We start from the raw sequence: 16,119 nt of genomic DNA, 5'->3' as shown, positions 1-16,119 counted from the left end.
CTTAATATAAAATTAATTAAATAAATACTTAAAAATGATTTACTTTAATGATAAAATCGTATTAAAGGAGGTTAATTTTATGGATATAAAAAATAAAATTAAATCTATGTTTTTGCCAGATAAAGATGACTATTTAGATGATGAAGAATTTGAGGATGATATAAAAATTAATGAGGATAATTCAGAAGAAGATAATAATGTACATTTAAATGACTTAAGCAGAGTGAAATATGACTATAGAGAATTAAAAGACATAGAAAATCAAACTGAAGAAATGTGTTTACTAGCAGTAAGGCAAGATGGTACAATAATAGAATTTGTAAAAGATAAGACTGATAGGGTGTGCATGGAGGCAGTAAAGCAGACTTATAAAGCTCTCAAATACATAACAAATCAAACCGAAGCTATATGTATAGAGGCCGTAAAACAGAATTATAGAGCATTATATTACGTAAACGACAAGACAGAAAATATATTAATTGAAGCTATAAGAAGTGCATCAACTCATGATGTTATGGAAGTTTTTAGATTTGTTGAAGAGCAGACAGAAGAGGTATGCTTAGAATTAATAGAAAGGGCATCAAAAAATGATGTGGCAGAAATATTAAAGGATATAAAAGAACAGACTCCAACAATATGCTTAGAAGCAGTAAAAAAAGATGGAAAGTCTTTAGCTTATGTTAAGGAACAAAATAATAGTATATGTTTAGAAGCAGTAAAGGAAAACTACAGTGCATTGCCTTGTGTAGAAGAACAGACAGAAGAAATATGTATAGAAGCAGTAAAGCAAAATGATTTTGCCTTGTATTATGTAAATGAACAGACAGAAAAAATATGTATAGAAGCAGTAAGACGAAGTTATATGGCTCTTCAATATGTAAATAAGCAGACGGAAGAAATCTGTTTAGAGGCAGTAAGAAATGATGGAAGAGCACTACAATATGTAAAAGAGCAGACAGAGAATATTTGTTTAGAGGCAGTAAGACAAAATGGGAAAGTATTACAATATGTAAATAAACAGACAGAAGAAATATGTATAGAAGCTATAAGGGGCTCATTTAAAGATTTTGAAATAAAAGAAATATTGACCTATATAAAGATACTAACAGAAAAAGTATGTTTAGAGGCAGTAAAGCAAAATGGAAATATTCTTAAATATATAGAAGAACAAACAGAATCAATGTGTATAGAGGCGGTAAAAGAAAATTACAGTGCTATACAATATGTAAAAGAGCAAACAGAAAAGGTTTGTTTGGAAGCAGTAAATCAAAGTTTTGAGGCACTTAAATATGTAAAAGAACAAACAGAGGATATTTGTTTAAGGGCAGTAAGACAAGATTATAGAATGATAAAATATGTTAAAAATCAAACAGAAAAGATATGTTTAGAAGCAGTAAAACAGAATTATAGAGCTTTGGAATATGTAGAAAATCAAACAGAAAAAGTTTGTTTAGAGGCAGTAAAACAGAATAGAAAAGCACTTCAATATGTAAAGCAAAAACAAAGTTAAACATATATATTACGAAAATAAAAGCAAAACTAAGGTATATCATAAAAATAAATATAAAATTAAGGATTTATAATAAAAATAAAAGCACATAACTTATATGCTATAAGTTATGTGCTTTTATGCATATAAAGCTTAATAAAACTCTTTTATTATAACTTTTTTATTATATAAAAAATAACAAAATGATTATATAGGTCTTTTTTTGACCAGTTTTACAATTTCAATAACTAGTTTTGAAAAATATATTGAATTTTCTCAAAAAAGACGCTATTCTATATATGTAAAATTTTTTTCTGGAGGTAATAATGTTTAAGAGATATGCTGATAAAATGACATCTGTTTTAATTTATAACAACATGATAGATAACCATGAATCTAGGGTGTATTCTTATGGATTTGAAATATTAATTGCTTTTATAGTTAATATAACGACCATACTACTCTTAGGTTTTTTATTTGGGAAATTTACATATATATTATTTTTTTTAATATGTTACTGTCCAATAAGACAATTTTCTGGAGGGTATCATGCAAATAACTATTTTAGATGTCTATTAACCTTTATTTTTATAATCTTATCTACAATATTTATTATAGAAAATCTAAATGTATATTTATTTAAAAATATTATTATGATTATTGCTAGTATTAGTTGGATTGGAATTTGCATCATGTGTCCAGTAGAGCATAAAAGTAATCCTATAAGTGAGATAGAAAAGTTAACTTATAAAAAAATTGCTATATCTATGTCTACAGTAGTCTTGTTAATGACAGTTTCAAGTTTTTCATCAAATGTATTTATGGATTACTTTATATATAGTGCTTTTGCAATGTTTTGGATTTGTATAATGCTAGTATTAGGTAAATTAAAATCTAAAAAGAATATAAGTAAAATGTGTACGAGGGAGAATTAAATTATGAAAAAGTTTATTGTGAAAATTATGAAGTGTGCTAGTTCATTAGCACTGAGTACTGCAATTTTGTCAGCAAATAGCACTTGTCCATGGATTATACATCAACCCAAGGTACCAAAAGAAATTAAGAATTTAAAAAAGATAAATTAAAAACAAGCAATTATTTATATGAAATAATTATAAGAAATATTATGGTTTAATAAATACAAAATAAGCAAATTATTTATATAGAATTATTATAAAAAGAACTTATTATACTTTTAATAAATATAAAATAAGTAATTAGATACAAAAATTTTATTTTATGAGTACATAATATACTTTATTTTGTAATGTATAAGTGTGCTAATTTAGGGGGATATAGTGTATCCATTGAAATGACTTACGAGTAGTAAGTCATTTTTGTATTGTATGTATTTTAAGCAAACTGTATGATATAATGAAGGGTAAAGTTTAATTAAAACAGTAAAAAACTTTAGTATAGATAGTAGTTTAGGAGGTAGGTTATGAGTATAATACATAAATTTTCTATGAATGGATATAATATCGTTTTAGATGTGAATGGAGGAGCTGTTCATGTATTAGATGATGTTGCATACGATTTATTAGATTTTTATAAAGAAAAAAGTAAAGAAGAAGTACTAGATATATTAAAATCTAAATATCAAGAAGAAAAAATAAATGAAGCATATGAAGAAATATTAAATTTAGAAAAAGAAGGTCTTTTATATACAGAAGATACATATCAATATCATCCAAGCTTTGTACATAGAGAGCCTGTAGTAAAAGCATTATGTTTAAATGTAGCACATGATTGTAATTTGAAATGTAAGTATTGCTTTGCAGCTCAAGGGGATTTTGGTGGAGAAAAAGAACTTATGAGTTTTGAAGTCGGTAAAGCAGCAATAGATTATTTGATTGCCAATTCTGGAAGTAGAAAAAACTTAGAGATAGATTTCTTTGGTGGAGAGCCTCTAATGAACTTTGAAGTTGTAAAGCAATTAGTTGAATATGGAAAAAGTATTGAAAAGGATTATAATAAAAATATAAGATTTACAATAACTACAAATGGTGTGCTGTTAAATGATGAAATTATAGATTATATAAATGAAAATATGCATAATGTAGTTTTAAGTTTAGATGGAAGAAAAGAAGTCAATGATAATATGAGACCAACTTTAAATGACAAAGGTAGTTATGATATTACATTGCCAAGATTTAAAAAACTTGTAGAAGGAAGAGCAAAAGATAAGTATTACTATATAAGAGGTACATTCACAAGAGATAACTTAGATTTTTCTAAAGATGTTATGCATTTTGCAGATTTAGGGTTTAAATTAACATCTGTAGAGCCAGTTGTTGGAGATGAAAGTAATCCATATGCACTTAGAGAGGAAGATTTACCAAAAATATTTGATGAATATGAAAAATTTGCGGTGGAGTATGCAGATAGACAGTTACAAGGAGATGGATTTAAATTTTTCCATTTTATGATAGATTTAAATCAAGGACCATGCGTAATAAAGAGAATAACTGGATGTGGTGCTGGAAATGAGTATCTTTCTGTAACACCAAGTGGAGACATATACCCATGTCATCAATTTGTTGGAAATGAAGAATTTAAAATGGCAAATATATTGGATAAAGAAATTGTACTTCCAGAAAAGTTAAAAAATACATTTAGAGAAGCTCATGTATATACTAAGGAAGAGTGTAAAAAATGTTGGAATAAGTTCTATTGTTCAGGTGGATGTCATGCAAATGCAATAAACTTCAACAATGATATATCAAAACCATATGAGTTGGGCTGTGAAATGCAAAGAAAGCGTACAGAATGTTCTATTATGATACAAGCAAAATTAATGTTAGAAGGAGCAAATAATTAAATTTATATCTTAAAGGAGTTGTTTATATATGATTAGAGAGTATTTAGAAGATAAACCTTTAATTGATGAAAGTGTCTTTGTAGCAAAATCAGCAGATATAATTGGAAATGTTAAAATCGGTAAAGATTCAAGTGTATGGTACAATGCAGTAGTTAGAGGAGATGAAGGACCAATAACTATTGGAGAAAATACTAATATACAAGACTGTTCAATAGTACATGGAGATGAAAATACTGTAATTGGGAATAATGTAACAGTAGGGCATAGGTCAATAGTTCACGGTTGCAAAATTAGTGACAATGTTTTAATTGGAATGGGTTCAATAATACTAGATAATGCTGAAATAGGAGAATACACTTTAATTGGAGCAGGTACATTAATTACATCCAATAAAAAGTTCCCACCAGGAGTTTTAATAATGGGCTCTCCCGGAAAAGTAGTTAGAGAACTTACTGAAGAAGATAAAAAATATATTGATGAGTCATATCAATGGTATTTAGAAGCAGCACAAAATCAAAAATAACAATTAAAGAGTGGTTGTTTCAAAACATGCTTAAATTTGTTTTGAGGCAACCACTAATTTATTTTATTAGGTTAGTTGGTATTTTAATTTTGAGAAAGCAGTTGTTTAGAATAGGTATGAAATGTCAAAAATAAAAATTAACTGAGTTAAAGAAATTTAATAAAATTACTAGTATATGTGATAAAATTAAATATTAAAGAGGATATAAGATATTAGAGTATCAATTAGTAAAATAATGTCGTAGACAGAGATAAATTAAGGTGTAAGTTTTTGGGTATACCTATTCTAGGAGTGAAAAAATTTGAGAATAAGTTATAGGAATTTAAAGAGATATAGAGAAATTGGATATATTTTGATAAAGTATGGTTTTAGTTTTATTGTAGAAAGATTAAATATAGAGGGCATAGCATATAAAATACCACTATTTGACCCACCAGAAGAAATAAAAAATATGACAACTGGTGAGAGAATGAAAAGAGTCTTAGAAGAACTAGGACCTACATATGTAAAAATAGGTCAAATATTGAGTACAAGAAAAGACTTGTTAGACCAAGATATAATTGATGAAATATCAAAGCTTAGAGATGATGTAGAAAAATTTGATTCAAATATAGCCATTGAAATATTTAAAGAAGAAGTAGGCTTAAGCATAGAAGAAGTATTCTCAGAATTTAAAGAAGAACCAATAGCAGCAGCTTCAATTGGTCAAGTTTATGAAGGAATACTTAAAACAGGAGAAGAAGTGATTGTAAAAATTCAAAGGCCAAATATAGAGAAGATAATAAAATCTGACTTGGAGATTCTTAGAACTATTGCACATACATTAAAAGACTTAAAAAAAGATTTTAATTTAGATTTAGAGCAAATGATAGAAGAATTTCAAACTCAATTAATGAGAGAACTTGACTACAATTTTGAATCTATAAATGCAACTAAATTTTCTAGGATATTTAAAAATAGTGATGAAGTATATATACCAAAAGTATATTCAGAATATAACAGTAAGAGAATTTTAGTAATGGAGAAAGTTAATGGCACAAAGTTAAGTGATGTAGAAAAAATAAGAAAATTAGGCTACAATACAAAAACTATTGTCGAAATAGGTGTTAGGTCTTTTTTTATACAGGTATTGTCACATGGTTTTTTTCATGCAGACCCACATCCAGGTAATATATTTATAGTTGGCAGAAACAAGATAGCATATATAGACTTTGGAATGATTGGAATTATTGATAATAGAACTTTGAACCAATTAAATGAAATTGCATTAGCAGGTGTAGAAAAAAATGTTGATAAAATAATTTACTTATTAATAGAAATGGATGCATTAAATGGAGAAGCTGATGTTAAAGGTCTTAGACAGGATTTACTGTATCTAATACATTACTACTATGATATCTCTATAGAAAAGATAAATGTGACAGATATATTAAATGAATTGTTTAGATTTTTTAGACAGTATAAGATAATTATGCCTGCACAGTTTGTAACACTTGCAAAGACTATTATAACATTAGAGGGTACAAGTAGAACCTTGAATACAGATTTTTCTCTTGGCTCTATGGGAAAAGAGTTTATGAAGCATCATTATAAAAGTAAATTCAATCCTAAGAATGTAGTTTTAAATTCAAGACAAAATGTGGAAGAGATATTGCTTGACGTAAAAACTATTCCAAAACAGTTAAAAGCAATCTTAAGAAATGTAGAAAGAAATAATATAAAAATGCAAATTGAAGATGTTAAAATGACAAAATTAGAAATTTGTATAACAGAATTAACTTCTCAAATGTCATTAAGTTTAGTATTAGCATCCATCATAGTAGGTTCTTCACTTATAATTGCATCACCAAATATAGAAAATAATATATGGATAAAATTTACTGCTATAGCAGGGTTCTTTATTTCTTTTATAATAGGGCTATGCTTAGTTATAAGAAGTATTAGGTCAAAATACAAAAAAGATTAGGGGGAATTAAATTTGAAAAAATGGACACTGAAATATAAAGGGAAGATAGAGGAAAGTGAATTTAGCAAAAAACTTAATATTTCCCCGGAAATCTGCCAAATTTTAAAAAATAGAGGTATATATACTGAAAAAGATTCAGAAATATTCATGAATCCATCTTTAGACTATTTAAGAGACCCTTTATTAATGAAAGATATGCAAAAGGCTGTAGATAGAATAAAGTCAGCTATTGATAAAAAAGAAAAAATTTGGATTTATGGAGATTATGATGTTGATGGTGTATCTTCTACTTCTATTTTATGCTTATATTTTAATAGTATAGGATATCATGTGGATTACTATATTCCAAATAGACTAGAAGAAGGCTATGGTATAAATGAAGAGGCTATAAAGCTTATAAGCTCTAGGGGATGTGACTTGATTATAAGTGTTGATTGTGGAATTACATCAGTATCTGAGGTTAACCTAGCAAATAATTTGGGTATAGATGTTATAATAACAGACCATCATGAATGCCAAAATGAAATTCCCTCAGCTTTTGCAGTAATAAATCCAAAGCAAGAAGATTGTAACTATCCATTTGATGCATTATGTGGATGTGGTGTAGCATTTAAAATGATACAAGCACTTACTCCAAAAGAAGATTTTAAGACTAGCATGTATGATTATTTAGAAATAGTAACATTGGCAACTATTTGTGATATTGTTCCACTTGTGGATGAAAATAGAATAATTGTAAAAAATGGTTTAAAATTAATGAAAGAAGGCAAAAATATTGGATTAAGAGAGCTTATAAAAGTTTGTGGTGTAGAAAGTGAAAAAATAGGTTCTTCTCATATAGGCTTTGCAATTGGGCCTAGAATAAATGCATCAGGACGTTTAGGATATTCTTATTTGGGTGTTGAGTTATTTACTACTCAATCTAAAGATGAAGCTGTTGAAATAGCTAATATATTGGAAGAAAAAAATAATGAAAGACAGATGATTGAGGCTCAGATGTATCATGAAGCTGAGGAAATATTAAAGTCCAATAGTAGATATAATGAAGATAAAGTATTGGTTTTAGCTAAAGAAGGTTGGCAACATGGGATAATAGGAATTGTAGCATCTAAGTTGACTGAAAAATACTATAAACCAACGATTCTTTTAGGTGTAGAAGGTGGAGAAGCTACTGGCTCAGCAAGGTCAATAAAAGGATTTAATATATTTGAGGCTCTTGTAAAGTGCAAAGACTTAATGACTAGGTTTGGTGGACATGAGCAAGCAGCTGGATTGTCTTTAAATTCAGAAAATGTGGAAGCTTTGGCTAATGAAATAAATAAGTTTGCAGATTATAATTTGACTGAAGATGATATGATAGAAAATGTAAATGTTGAATTTGAACTACAAGAAAATGTAATAAGTTTAAATCTTGTGGAGGAATTACATAAGTTAGAACCATTTGGATTAAATAATCCTAATCCTAGATTTATAGTTAGGAACTATATTCTAAAAGACTTAAAAATCATAGGTAAAAATCAACAACATTTGAAATTAAGCATAGAAAATGAAAAGTGCTATGAATGTATAGGATTTAACATGAGTCATTTAAAATCATTATTCAAAGTAGGAGATAAAGTAGATGTATTGTTCCAACTAGATGAGAACAACTATATGGGAAATAGGAAAGTGCAGTTTCTACTTAAAGATATTAGATTAGCTCGACCTAAAAGTGCAAGTAATGACAAACTTTCGCTAAAATTAATGTCAAAAATAATACCAAAAGATTCACAAAGCTTGTATAATATATCTGAGTCTGGTTTTGAATTATTTGATGGAAATACAGATATAAATATATTTGATTATTTTGAAAAAGAGACATTGATAATATCTAATTCTATAAATGGATTCTATAGAGCAATATCAGATGTATCACTTATAGATTTGGATTTTAACATAAATTACAATATTATTGAAGATATTAACAAAAATACTGATAAATTAGAGCTTATATTTTCTCCTAATATTGATAAAATAGACTTAAAAAGATATAATAATATTATTCTTTATGATTATTTATACAATAAAGGCGAATATTCGTATATATATGAGAATAAAAGAGAAGAAAGTGAAATTATAAAATATTATAATAAAACAGACCTATTATATTTAAAGAATGTAGTTAGTAATATAGTTCCATCAAGAGATGAATTTATAACAATTTATAAACAAGCACTTATAAAAAAAGAAATTGATTTGGATATGGTAAATATAAAGGGAACTTTTAATGTAATTCCATTAAAGTTTTTTACGATATTGAATGTGTTTAGAGAATTAAATTTACTTGACTTTAATTTAAATTATGAAAAAAATTCTGTACTCATAAGAATATTGCCAAAACCACAGAAAAAATTAGACTTAAATGAGAGTTTAATACTCAATAATCTAAAAAAATTAGAAAAACAATACAATAGCAGTTATTAGGAGGCGTTTCCCATGGATTTAAAAAACTTTATAAGGAATATTGATGATTTCCCAAAGCCAGGTATAGATTTTAAAGATGTTACAACTCTATTTAAAGACGGCGAGGCATTTAAATATGCAGTAGATTCTATGGCTGAAGAATTGAAAAGCAAGGGTGTGGATTTAGTAGTAGGTCCAGAAGCAAGAGGATTTTTGATGGGTACACCTGTAGCATATGCACTAGGAGTAGGATTTGTTCCAATTAGAAAACCTGGAAAGTTACCAGGAGAAGTTGAGAGTTATGAGTATGGATTAGAGTATGGTACGGATACTTTAGAAATACATAAAGATGCAATTAAAAAAGGTCAAAAAGTGGCAATAGTAGACGATTTATTGGCTACTGGTGGAACTATGGAAGCTGCTGCTAAGCTTGTAGAAAAATTAGGTGGAGAAGTAGTTTCTATGCAATTTTTAATTGAGCTAGAATTCTTAAATGGGAGAGAAAAGTTATCTAACTATGATGTTAATTCTCTTATAAAATACTAGTACTTTTACAATAGTTGGTATAGCACCAACTATTTTCATATATATTAAAATTTTATACAAAATAGGTGGTTATATGCATGATAAAGAATTACAAGAAATAATTGAAAAGATAAAAGTTTATGCACCTAATGCAAATTTTGAAAAGGTTGAAAAAGCCTACAATCTTGCAAAAAAAGCGCATGATGGACAATATAGAAAATCTGGGGAACCATACTTTATTCATCCATTGGCAGTGGCAAATATTTTAATAGAGATGGAATTAGATATTGAAACTATAACAGCAGGTTTGCTTCACGATGTTGTAGAAGATACAGAATATACCTATGAAGACATAACAAAAGAATTTGGAAAAGAAGTAGCGGATTTAGTTGATGGAGTAACAAAACTTGGTCAGATAAAATATCGTTCAAAAGAAGAAACTCAATCTGAAAATTTAAGAAAAATGTTTCTAGCAATGGCAAAAGATATAAGGGTTATACTTATAAAGCTTGCTGATAGATTGCATAATATGAGAACGTTAAAATACATGCCTCCAGAAAAAGCAAAGTATAAAGCAAAAGAAACTTTAGAGATTTATGGAGGTATAGCCCACAGATTAGGTATATCTAAGATAAAGTGGGAACTAGAAGACAGAGCATTAAGGTTTATGGACCCAGAAGGGTACTATGAATTAGTTGATAGAGTGTCAATGAAGAGAAGTCAAAGAGAAGACTATATACAAGGGATTGTTGAGCTTCTTAAAGATAAGTTTAAAGATTTAAGTATACCATGTGATGTATATGGTAGACCAAAGCATTTTTACAGTATTTATAGAAAGATGCAGAAAAAACACAAGACTTTTGAAGAAATTTTTGATTTAACGGCTGTAAGAATACTGGTAGATAATGTAAAAGACTGTTATGCTGTACTTGGTATAGTTCATACATTATGGAGACCTATTCCAGGCAGATTTAAAGACTATATAGCAATGCCAAAGCCAAATATGTACCAATCATTACACACTACTGTTGTAGGGCCTGATGGAGAGCCTTTAGAGATACAAATAAGGACTCATGAAATGCATAATATAGCAGAAAATGGTATTGCAGCACACTGGAAATACAAAGAAGGTATTTCTGGCAAAGAAGTAAAAGTTGAAGAGAAACTTCAGTGGTTAAGACAAATGATGGAGTGGGAAAAAGATTTAAAAGACCCACAAGAATTTATGGATGCACTTAAAGAAGATGTATTTAATAGTCAGGTTTATGTATTTACTCCACGAGGAGATGTAATTGAATTACCAGCAGAATCAACTCCAATAGATTTTGCCTATAGAGTCCATACAAATGTAGGAAATAAATGTGTTGGAGCAAAAATTGATGGAAGAATAGTACCTATTGATTATAAGCTTCAAAATGGTAATATTGTTGAAGTACTTACATCATCTAATTCTAATGGTCCAAGTAGAGACTGGCTTAACATAGTAAAAACACCAAATGCAAAAAGTAGAATTAGACAATTTTTCAAGAAAGAAAGAAGAGAAGAAAATGTTGACCGCGGGAATACCATATTAGAAAGAGAGTTTAAGAAACATGATATACCACAGAAAGACCCTCTTGTTGAAAAATACATGGCATTAGTTGCCAAGAAGTTTAATCAGCCAAGTGTTGAAGACTTAGTTGCCACTGTAGGTTATGGTGGTATAATGTCATCTCAAGTTGTATCTAAAGTAAAAGATTTGTATTTAAAAGAAATTAAAAAAGTAAAAAAAGAACAACAGATGCAAGAAGAAGATTTAAATAAACACAATATGAGCGAAACAGAATACAGCAAAAAGAGAAAGAAAAATTCATCACAAGGTATTATAGTAAAAGGACTTGATAATATCTTAGTAAGGTTTGCTAAATGTTGTAATCCACTTCCAGGAGATGAGATTGTAGGATATATCACTAAAGGTAGAGGTGTAGCTATACACAGAGCAGATTGTCCAAATGCAAATAACAATGGAGACTTCTTCCAAAATAGATTAGTGGAAGTGTCATGGAGTTCAGCAGGTAAAGGCAAGTTTGAAGCAGAGATTCAAATAAAGGCTGTCGACAGAAGAGGAATTGTTAATGAAATAACTCATATTGTTGCAATGGATAAACTTAGCTTAAATGGAATAAATGCAAGAAAAGGAAAAGATAGTATTGTAAGTATAAATCTACTTGTAGAAGTTAATGACACTGAGGAATTGAAAATTCTAATGAAAAAATTAAAAGCAATTCCTGGTGTAGAAAGTATTTATAGAATGACAAATTAGAGTTAAAATAATAGGGAGGAAAATATGAGAGCAGTAGTACAAAGAGTATCTTCATCTAAAGTTACAGTAGATGAAAACATTATAGGTCAAGTAAATAAGGGGTTGCTAGTACTGTTGGGAGTGACTCATGATGATAAATCAAGTGATGTAGACTACATGATTGATAAAATATTAAACCTAAGAATTTTTGAAGATGAAAATGATAAGATGAATTTATCTCTAATGGACATAGGTGGAGAACTTTTAGTAGTATCTCAATTTACTTTATATGGAGACTGTAGAAAAGGAAGAAGACCTGGATTTAGTAACGCAGCTAGACCAGAACTTGCAAATGATTTGTATGAAGAATTTGTAAAAAAAGCCAAAGATAAAGGTGTAACAGTAGGTACAGGTCAATTTGCAGCTCATATGATGGTAGAATTAACTAATGATGGACCAGTAACAATACTATTAGACTCAAGTAAATCTTTTTAAGGGGGAAAACTTTAATGGTTATAAAAAAATTTGTAGACAGTTATTTTGGAGTAAACACTTATGTGTTAGGTGATGAAAAAACTAAAAAATGTGCAGTTATAGACCCAGGAGGAAGTTTAGTAGATACATTAAGCTTTGTCAAAGAAAATGGATTGAATGTTGAATATATAATTCTTACTCATGGACATGGTGACCATATAGGGTATGTTAAAGATATTAAAGATAAGACTGGTGCTAAGGTAGTTGCACATACTGATGAAAAAGAATTATTAAATGATAAAAATAAAAACTTAAGTTACACAATGAGATGTGGCGCACAAGAATTTGATGCAGATATATATGTAAATGATAAAGATAAAATGGAACTTGGTGAATTAAAAATGACTTTCTTGCATACACCAGGTCATACACAAGGATGTATGTGTATAAGAGTTGAAGATGACATGTTCACAGGAGATACTTTGTTTGCTGGAAGTATTGGTAGAACTGATTTATATAGTGGAGATTTCCACCAAATGGAGAAATCACTTAAAAAATTATGTAAATATGAAGATGCTGTTAGAGTATATCCTGGTCATGGGCCAACTAGTACTTTAGGTGTTGAAAAGAAGACAAATCCTTACATGTAATTTTATATTAATATTTAAAAATAGTATCAAATATTTAATAAATGTATCAGTGATGGGGTTCTTCTAGTGTTTAAATAGAAGGAGTTAAGTTGATGTTGGATGTTTTTTTAAAAGGACATGATTATAAGTATGAAGTAGCAGAACTTATAAAATTGTTTACTAGTGAATTTAAATTTAATGACTTTGCTGATTGTAGCAATAGTATAGAGTCAAGATATTTAATAAATAGATTGATTTGTGAAAATGATACTTTACTTTCAATTACTGAATATTATGAAGGTGGTAACTTAAAGTATGAATCAATACAAAATATCAAAGATATAAATACGGAGTTTTTAAATGGATTTTGTAATAATAATACGATTGAAGAGTTTTTAGATAGACTAGACAGTGAAAGTAAGAGAAAGATTAGAAAATTATGCAAAGAAAGTATTAAAAAAAGTATGTTTATAGTACTTAAACAAATATTTAATTCTTATGTTCCATGGGGCATTTTGACTGGTATCAGACCAGTCAAAATTGTCCACAATCTGATGGATGAAAAACTAGATGATGATAGTATAAGAACTATTCTAAAAGAGAACTATTTTATAATGGATGAGAAAATAGATTTAGCTCTTGAAATAGCTAAAAGAGAACGCTTATTTATGTATCCGATAGACAAAAATAAAATTTCTCTTTATGTAAGTATTCCATTCTGCCCAACTAGATGTGTATACTGTTCATTTCCTTCAAACTCGTTAAAGCAATTTGGCCATTTAAAAAGAGAATATGTCTATAAATTGATTGAAGAAATTAAAGGGTTTGCCAAAGTTATTGAGGATACTAATAAAGAAATTGAAACTCTATATATCGGTGGTGGAACTCCTACTACATTGGATGAGGAAGAATTGGATTTACTTATAAATGCTCTCTTTAGAGAATTGGACTTAAGCAAAATTAAAGAATTTACGGTAGAAGCAGGTAGACCAGATACTATTACCAAAGAAAAATTAAGTGTATTAAAAAAACACAATGTAAGTAGAATTAGTATAAATCCTCAAACTATGAATGATGATACTTTAGTTAAAATTGGAAGAGAACATAAAGTTTCTGATTTAGTAGAATGTTTTAATATGGCTCGAAATATGGGATTTGACAATATAAATATGGATATAATTTTAGGTCTTATAGATGAAGACTTAGACATGGTAAGAAATACATTAGAGGAAATAAAAAAGCTTTCTCCTGAAAGTCTTACAGTTCATACATTAGCTATAAAAAGAGCTTCTAACCTAAATATAAATATGGATAAGTACAAAGAACATTTAACTCAGTATGAAGAAATGATAAAAATGATAGATTTATCAATGAAATATGCCAAGGATATGGGACTTAATCCATATTATATGTACAGACAAAAACATATGCTAGGTAACTTAGAAAATATAGGTTATGCTAAAGAAGGATATGAGTGTATTTACAATATACAAATTATGGAGGAAAAACAAAGCAACTATGCCTTGGGTGCAGGTGCTATATCAAAATTTGTCTATGTAGATGAAGATAGAATTGAAAGAGTAGAAAATGTAAAGAATGTTGAACAATACATTGATAGAGTAGATGAAATGATAAAAAGGAAGAAAGAAGAGGTATATAAAAATGTTGACTAAAGCTCCTAGAGGAACTAAAGACATAACTCCAAAAGAGGCTTATAAATGGCGTTATGTAGAAAATAAATTTAGAGAAATATGTGCTTTATATGGGTATGAGGAAATGGTAACTCCTATATTTGAACATACAGAACTTTTTAAGAGAAGTGTTGGAGATACTACAGATATAGTTCAAAAAGAAATGTATTCTTTTAAAGATAAAGGGGATAGAGAAATTACTCTAAAGCCAGAAGGTACAGCTGGTGTAGTAAGAGCATTTATAGAGAATAAATTATATGCAGATACTCAACCAACAAAATTATTTTATGTTACACCTTGTTTTAGATACGAAAGACCACAAGCTGGTAGACAGAGACAATTTCATCAATTTGGTATAGAAGCACTTGGAAGTGATACTCCTTCAATGGATGCTGAAATAATAGCACTAGCTGTTCAATTTTTTAATGAAGTTGGATTAAATGATTTGGTAGTGAGTATAAATTCAGTGGGTTGTCCAGTTTGTAGAAAAGAGTACAATGCTTTATTAAAAGAATATCTTGATTCAAAAGCAGATATATTATGTGAAACTTGTAATGAGAGAAGAGAAAAAAATCCAATGAGGGTTATAGACTGTAAAAACCCTACATGTAAAGAAAATATCAAAGATATACCATTTATTGCAGACCATTTGTGTGATGATTGTAAAGTTCACTTTGATAAACTTCAAGAATACTTAAAGGAAATGAATATAAACTTTGTAATTGATAAAACAATAGTTAGAGGGTTAGATTACTATAGAAAAACTGCTTTTGAAATTATATCTAATGATATAGGTGCTCAAAGTACTGTATGTGGTGGAGGCAGATATGATGGTCTTGTTGAACAACTAGGTGGTCCAAAAGGTATAAGTGGAATTGGATTTGGACTAGGGATTGAAAGACTTTTACTTACACTTGAAGGTAATGGAATTGAAATAGAAAACCCTCAATCTACAGACATATTTATAGTAACTATAGGTGAAGAAGCAAATACAAGAAGCTTTAAATTGTTGAAAGATTTAAGACAAAATCATATAAGTGCGGATAAAGACCATATAGAAAGAAGTGTAAAAGCACAATTTAAGTATTCAGATAAAATAAATTCAAAATTTACAATAGTAATTGGTGATGACGAGCTAAAAAATGACACTGCAACATTAAAAAATATGAAAACATCAGAGCAAACTACTGTAAAATTAAGTACATTAGTTGAAGAATTAAAGCAAAAGCTGTAAAATAAGAAAGTATGATGTTTTGTGTATTAGATAAATATATAGCA

13 protein-coding genes are annotated in these 16,119 nt (G+C 28.5%); all 13 read left to right on the top strand.

Annotation, left to right across the window (positions count from 1 at the left end; all coding sequences use genetic code 11):
- Window positions 1-79 precede the first annotated feature (79 nt).
- The 13 genes from IC214_RS03790 (at window position 80) to hisS (ending at window position 16,075) form a co-directional block, all read left to right on the top strand.
- Window positions 80-1,510, top strand: a complete 1,431-nt coding sequence (locus IC214_RS03790) for a DUF4116 domain-containing protein (protein WP_227866234.1) — start codon at window positions 80-82, stop codon at window positions 1,508-1,510.
- A gap of 305 nt (window positions 1,511-1,815) precedes the next feature.
- Complete coding sequence (locus tag IC214_RS03785; RefSeq protein ID WP_227434482.1) at window positions 1,816-2,424, top strand: accessory gene regulator ArgB-like protein; 609 nt, start codon at window positions 1,816-1,818, stop codon at window positions 2,422-2,424.
- A 3-nt stretch (window positions 2,425-2,427) separates the two neighbouring features.
- Window positions 2,428-2,574, top strand: coding sequence for a cyclic lactone autoinducer peptide (locus IC214_RS03780; protein WP_227434483.1), 147 nt, complete (start codon window positions 2,428-2,430; stop codon window positions 2,572-2,574).
- 356 nt (window positions 2,575-2,930) lie between these two features.
- Window positions 2,931-4,310, top strand: coding sequence for a thioether cross-link-forming SCIFF peptide maturase (gene scfB, locus IC214_RS03775; protein ID WP_227434484.1), 1,380 nt, complete (start codon window positions 2,931-2,933; stop codon window positions 4,308-4,310).
- Between the two features lie 28 nt (window positions 4,311-4,338).
- Complete coding sequence (locus tag IC214_RS03770) at window positions 4,339-4,833, top strand: gamma carbonic anhydrase family protein (protein ID WP_227434485.1); 495 nt, start codon at window positions 4,339-4,341, stop codon at window positions 4,831-4,833.
- Between the two features lie 301 nt (window positions 4,834-5,134).
- On the top strand, window positions 5,135-6,799 hold the full coding sequence (locus IC214_RS03765; protein WP_227824276.1) for an ABC1 kinase family protein: 1,665 nt from the start codon (window positions 5,135-5,137) through the stop codon (window positions 6,797-6,799).
- A 12-nt stretch (window positions 6,800-6,811) separates the two neighbouring features.
- Window positions 6,812-9,262 carry a single-stranded-DNA-specific exonuclease RecJ gene (gene recJ / locus IC214_RS03760; RefSeq protein WP_227835272.1) on the top strand — a complete coding sequence of 817 codons (2,451 nt, stop codon included), beginning with the start codon at window positions 6,812-6,814 and terminating at the stop codon, window positions 9,260-9,262.
- A gap of 12 nt (window positions 9,263-9,274) precedes the next feature.
- Window positions 9,275-9,787: an adenine phosphoribosyltransferase gene (locus tag IC214_RS03755; RefSeq protein WP_227434488.1), complete on the top strand. Its 513-nt coding sequence runs from the start codon at window positions 9,275-9,277 to the stop codon at window positions 9,785-9,787.
- Between the two features lie 73 nt (window positions 9,788-9,860).
- Complete coding sequence (locus IC214_RS03750; protein WP_227866233.1) at window positions 9,861-12,068, top strand: RelA/SpoT family protein; 2,208 nt, start codon at window positions 9,861-9,863, stop codon at window positions 12,066-12,068.
- A gap of 24 nt (window positions 12,069-12,092) precedes the next feature.
- On the top strand, window positions 12,093-12,542 hold the full coding sequence (dtd, locus tag IC214_RS03745) for a D-aminoacyl-tRNA deacylase (RefSeq protein WP_227434490.1): 450 nt from the start codon (window positions 12,093-12,095) through the stop codon (window positions 12,540-12,542).
- A 14-nt stretch (window positions 12,543-12,556) separates the two neighbouring features.
- Window positions 12,557-13,171 carry an MBL fold metallo-hydrolase gene (locus IC214_RS03740; protein WP_227434491.1) on the top strand — a complete coding sequence of 205 codons (615 nt, stop codon included), beginning with the start codon at window positions 12,557-12,559 and terminating at the stop codon, window positions 13,169-13,171.
- 92 nt (window positions 13,172-13,263) lie between these two features.
- Entirely contained in the window at window positions 13,264-14,823 is a 1,560-nt protein-coding gene (locus IC214_RS03735) for a coproporphyrinogen III oxidase (RefSeq protein ID WP_227434492.1), read from the top strand.
- A complete protein-coding gene (gene hisS, locus IC214_RS03730) occupies window positions 14,813-16,075 on the top strand; it encodes a histidine--tRNA ligase (RefSeq protein WP_227434493.1) in 1,263 nt (420 codons plus the stop codon). The genes IC214_RS03735 and hisS overlap by 11 nt, the downstream gene beginning before the upstream one ends.
- The last annotated feature ends 44 nt before the right edge of the window (window positions 16,076-16,119 follow it).

The organism is Clostridioides sp. ES-S-0190-01 (assembly GCF_020658275.1).
Classification (GTDB): Bacteria; Bacillota; Clostridia; order Peptostreptococcales; family Peptostreptococcaceae; genus Clostridioides.
Note: the sequence above shows the minus strand (reverse complement) of the source record. Positions and strands in the feature narration are given on the sequence as shown.

What these genes read in the sequence shown, in the direction of transcription:
- IC214_RS03780 (WP_227434483.1), top strand. Translation starts at nt 2,428, where the DNA reads ATGAAAAAGTTTATTGTGAAAATTATGAAGTGTGCTAGTTCATTAGCA.
- IC214_RS03740 (WP_227434491.1), top strand. Translation starts at nt 12,557, where the DNA reads ATGGTTATAAAAAAATTTGTAGACAGTTATTTTGGAGTAAACACTTAT.
- IC214_RS03755 (WP_227434488.1), top strand. Translation starts at nt 9,275, where the DNA reads ATGGATTTAAAAAACTTTATAAGGAATATTGATGATTTCCCAAAGCCA.
- scfB (WP_227434484.1), top strand. Translation starts at nt 2,931, where the DNA reads ATGAGTATAATACATAAATTTTCTATGAATGGATATAATATCGTTTTA.
- IC214_RS03750 (WP_227866233.1), top strand. Translation starts at nt 9,861, where the DNA reads ATGCATGATAAAGAATTACAAGAAATAATTGAAAAGATAAAAGTTTAT.
- IC214_RS03770 (WP_227434485.1), top strand. Translation starts at nt 4,339, where the DNA reads ATGATTAGAGAGTATTTAGAAGATAAACCTTTAATTGATGAAAGTGTC.
- dtd (WP_227434490.1), top strand. Translation starts at nt 12,093, where the DNA reads ATGAGAGCAGTAGTACAAAGAGTATCTTCATCTAAAGTTACAGTAGAT.
- IC214_RS03735 (WP_227434492.1), top strand. Translation starts at nt 13,264, where the DNA reads ATGTTGGATGTTTTTTTAAAAGGACATGATTATAAGTATGAAGTAGCA.
- IC214_RS03785 (WP_227434482.1), top strand. Translation starts at nt 1,816, where the DNA reads ATGTTTAAGAGATATGCTGATAAAATGACATCTGTTTTAATTTATAAC.
- hisS (WP_227434493.1), top strand. Translation starts at nt 14,813, where the DNA reads ATGTTGACTAAAGCTCCTAGAGGAACTAAAGACATAACTCCAAAAGAG.
- IC214_RS03790 (WP_227866234.1), top strand. Translation starts at nt 80, where the DNA reads ATGGATATAAAAAATAAAATTAAATCTATGTTTTTGCCAGATAAAGAT.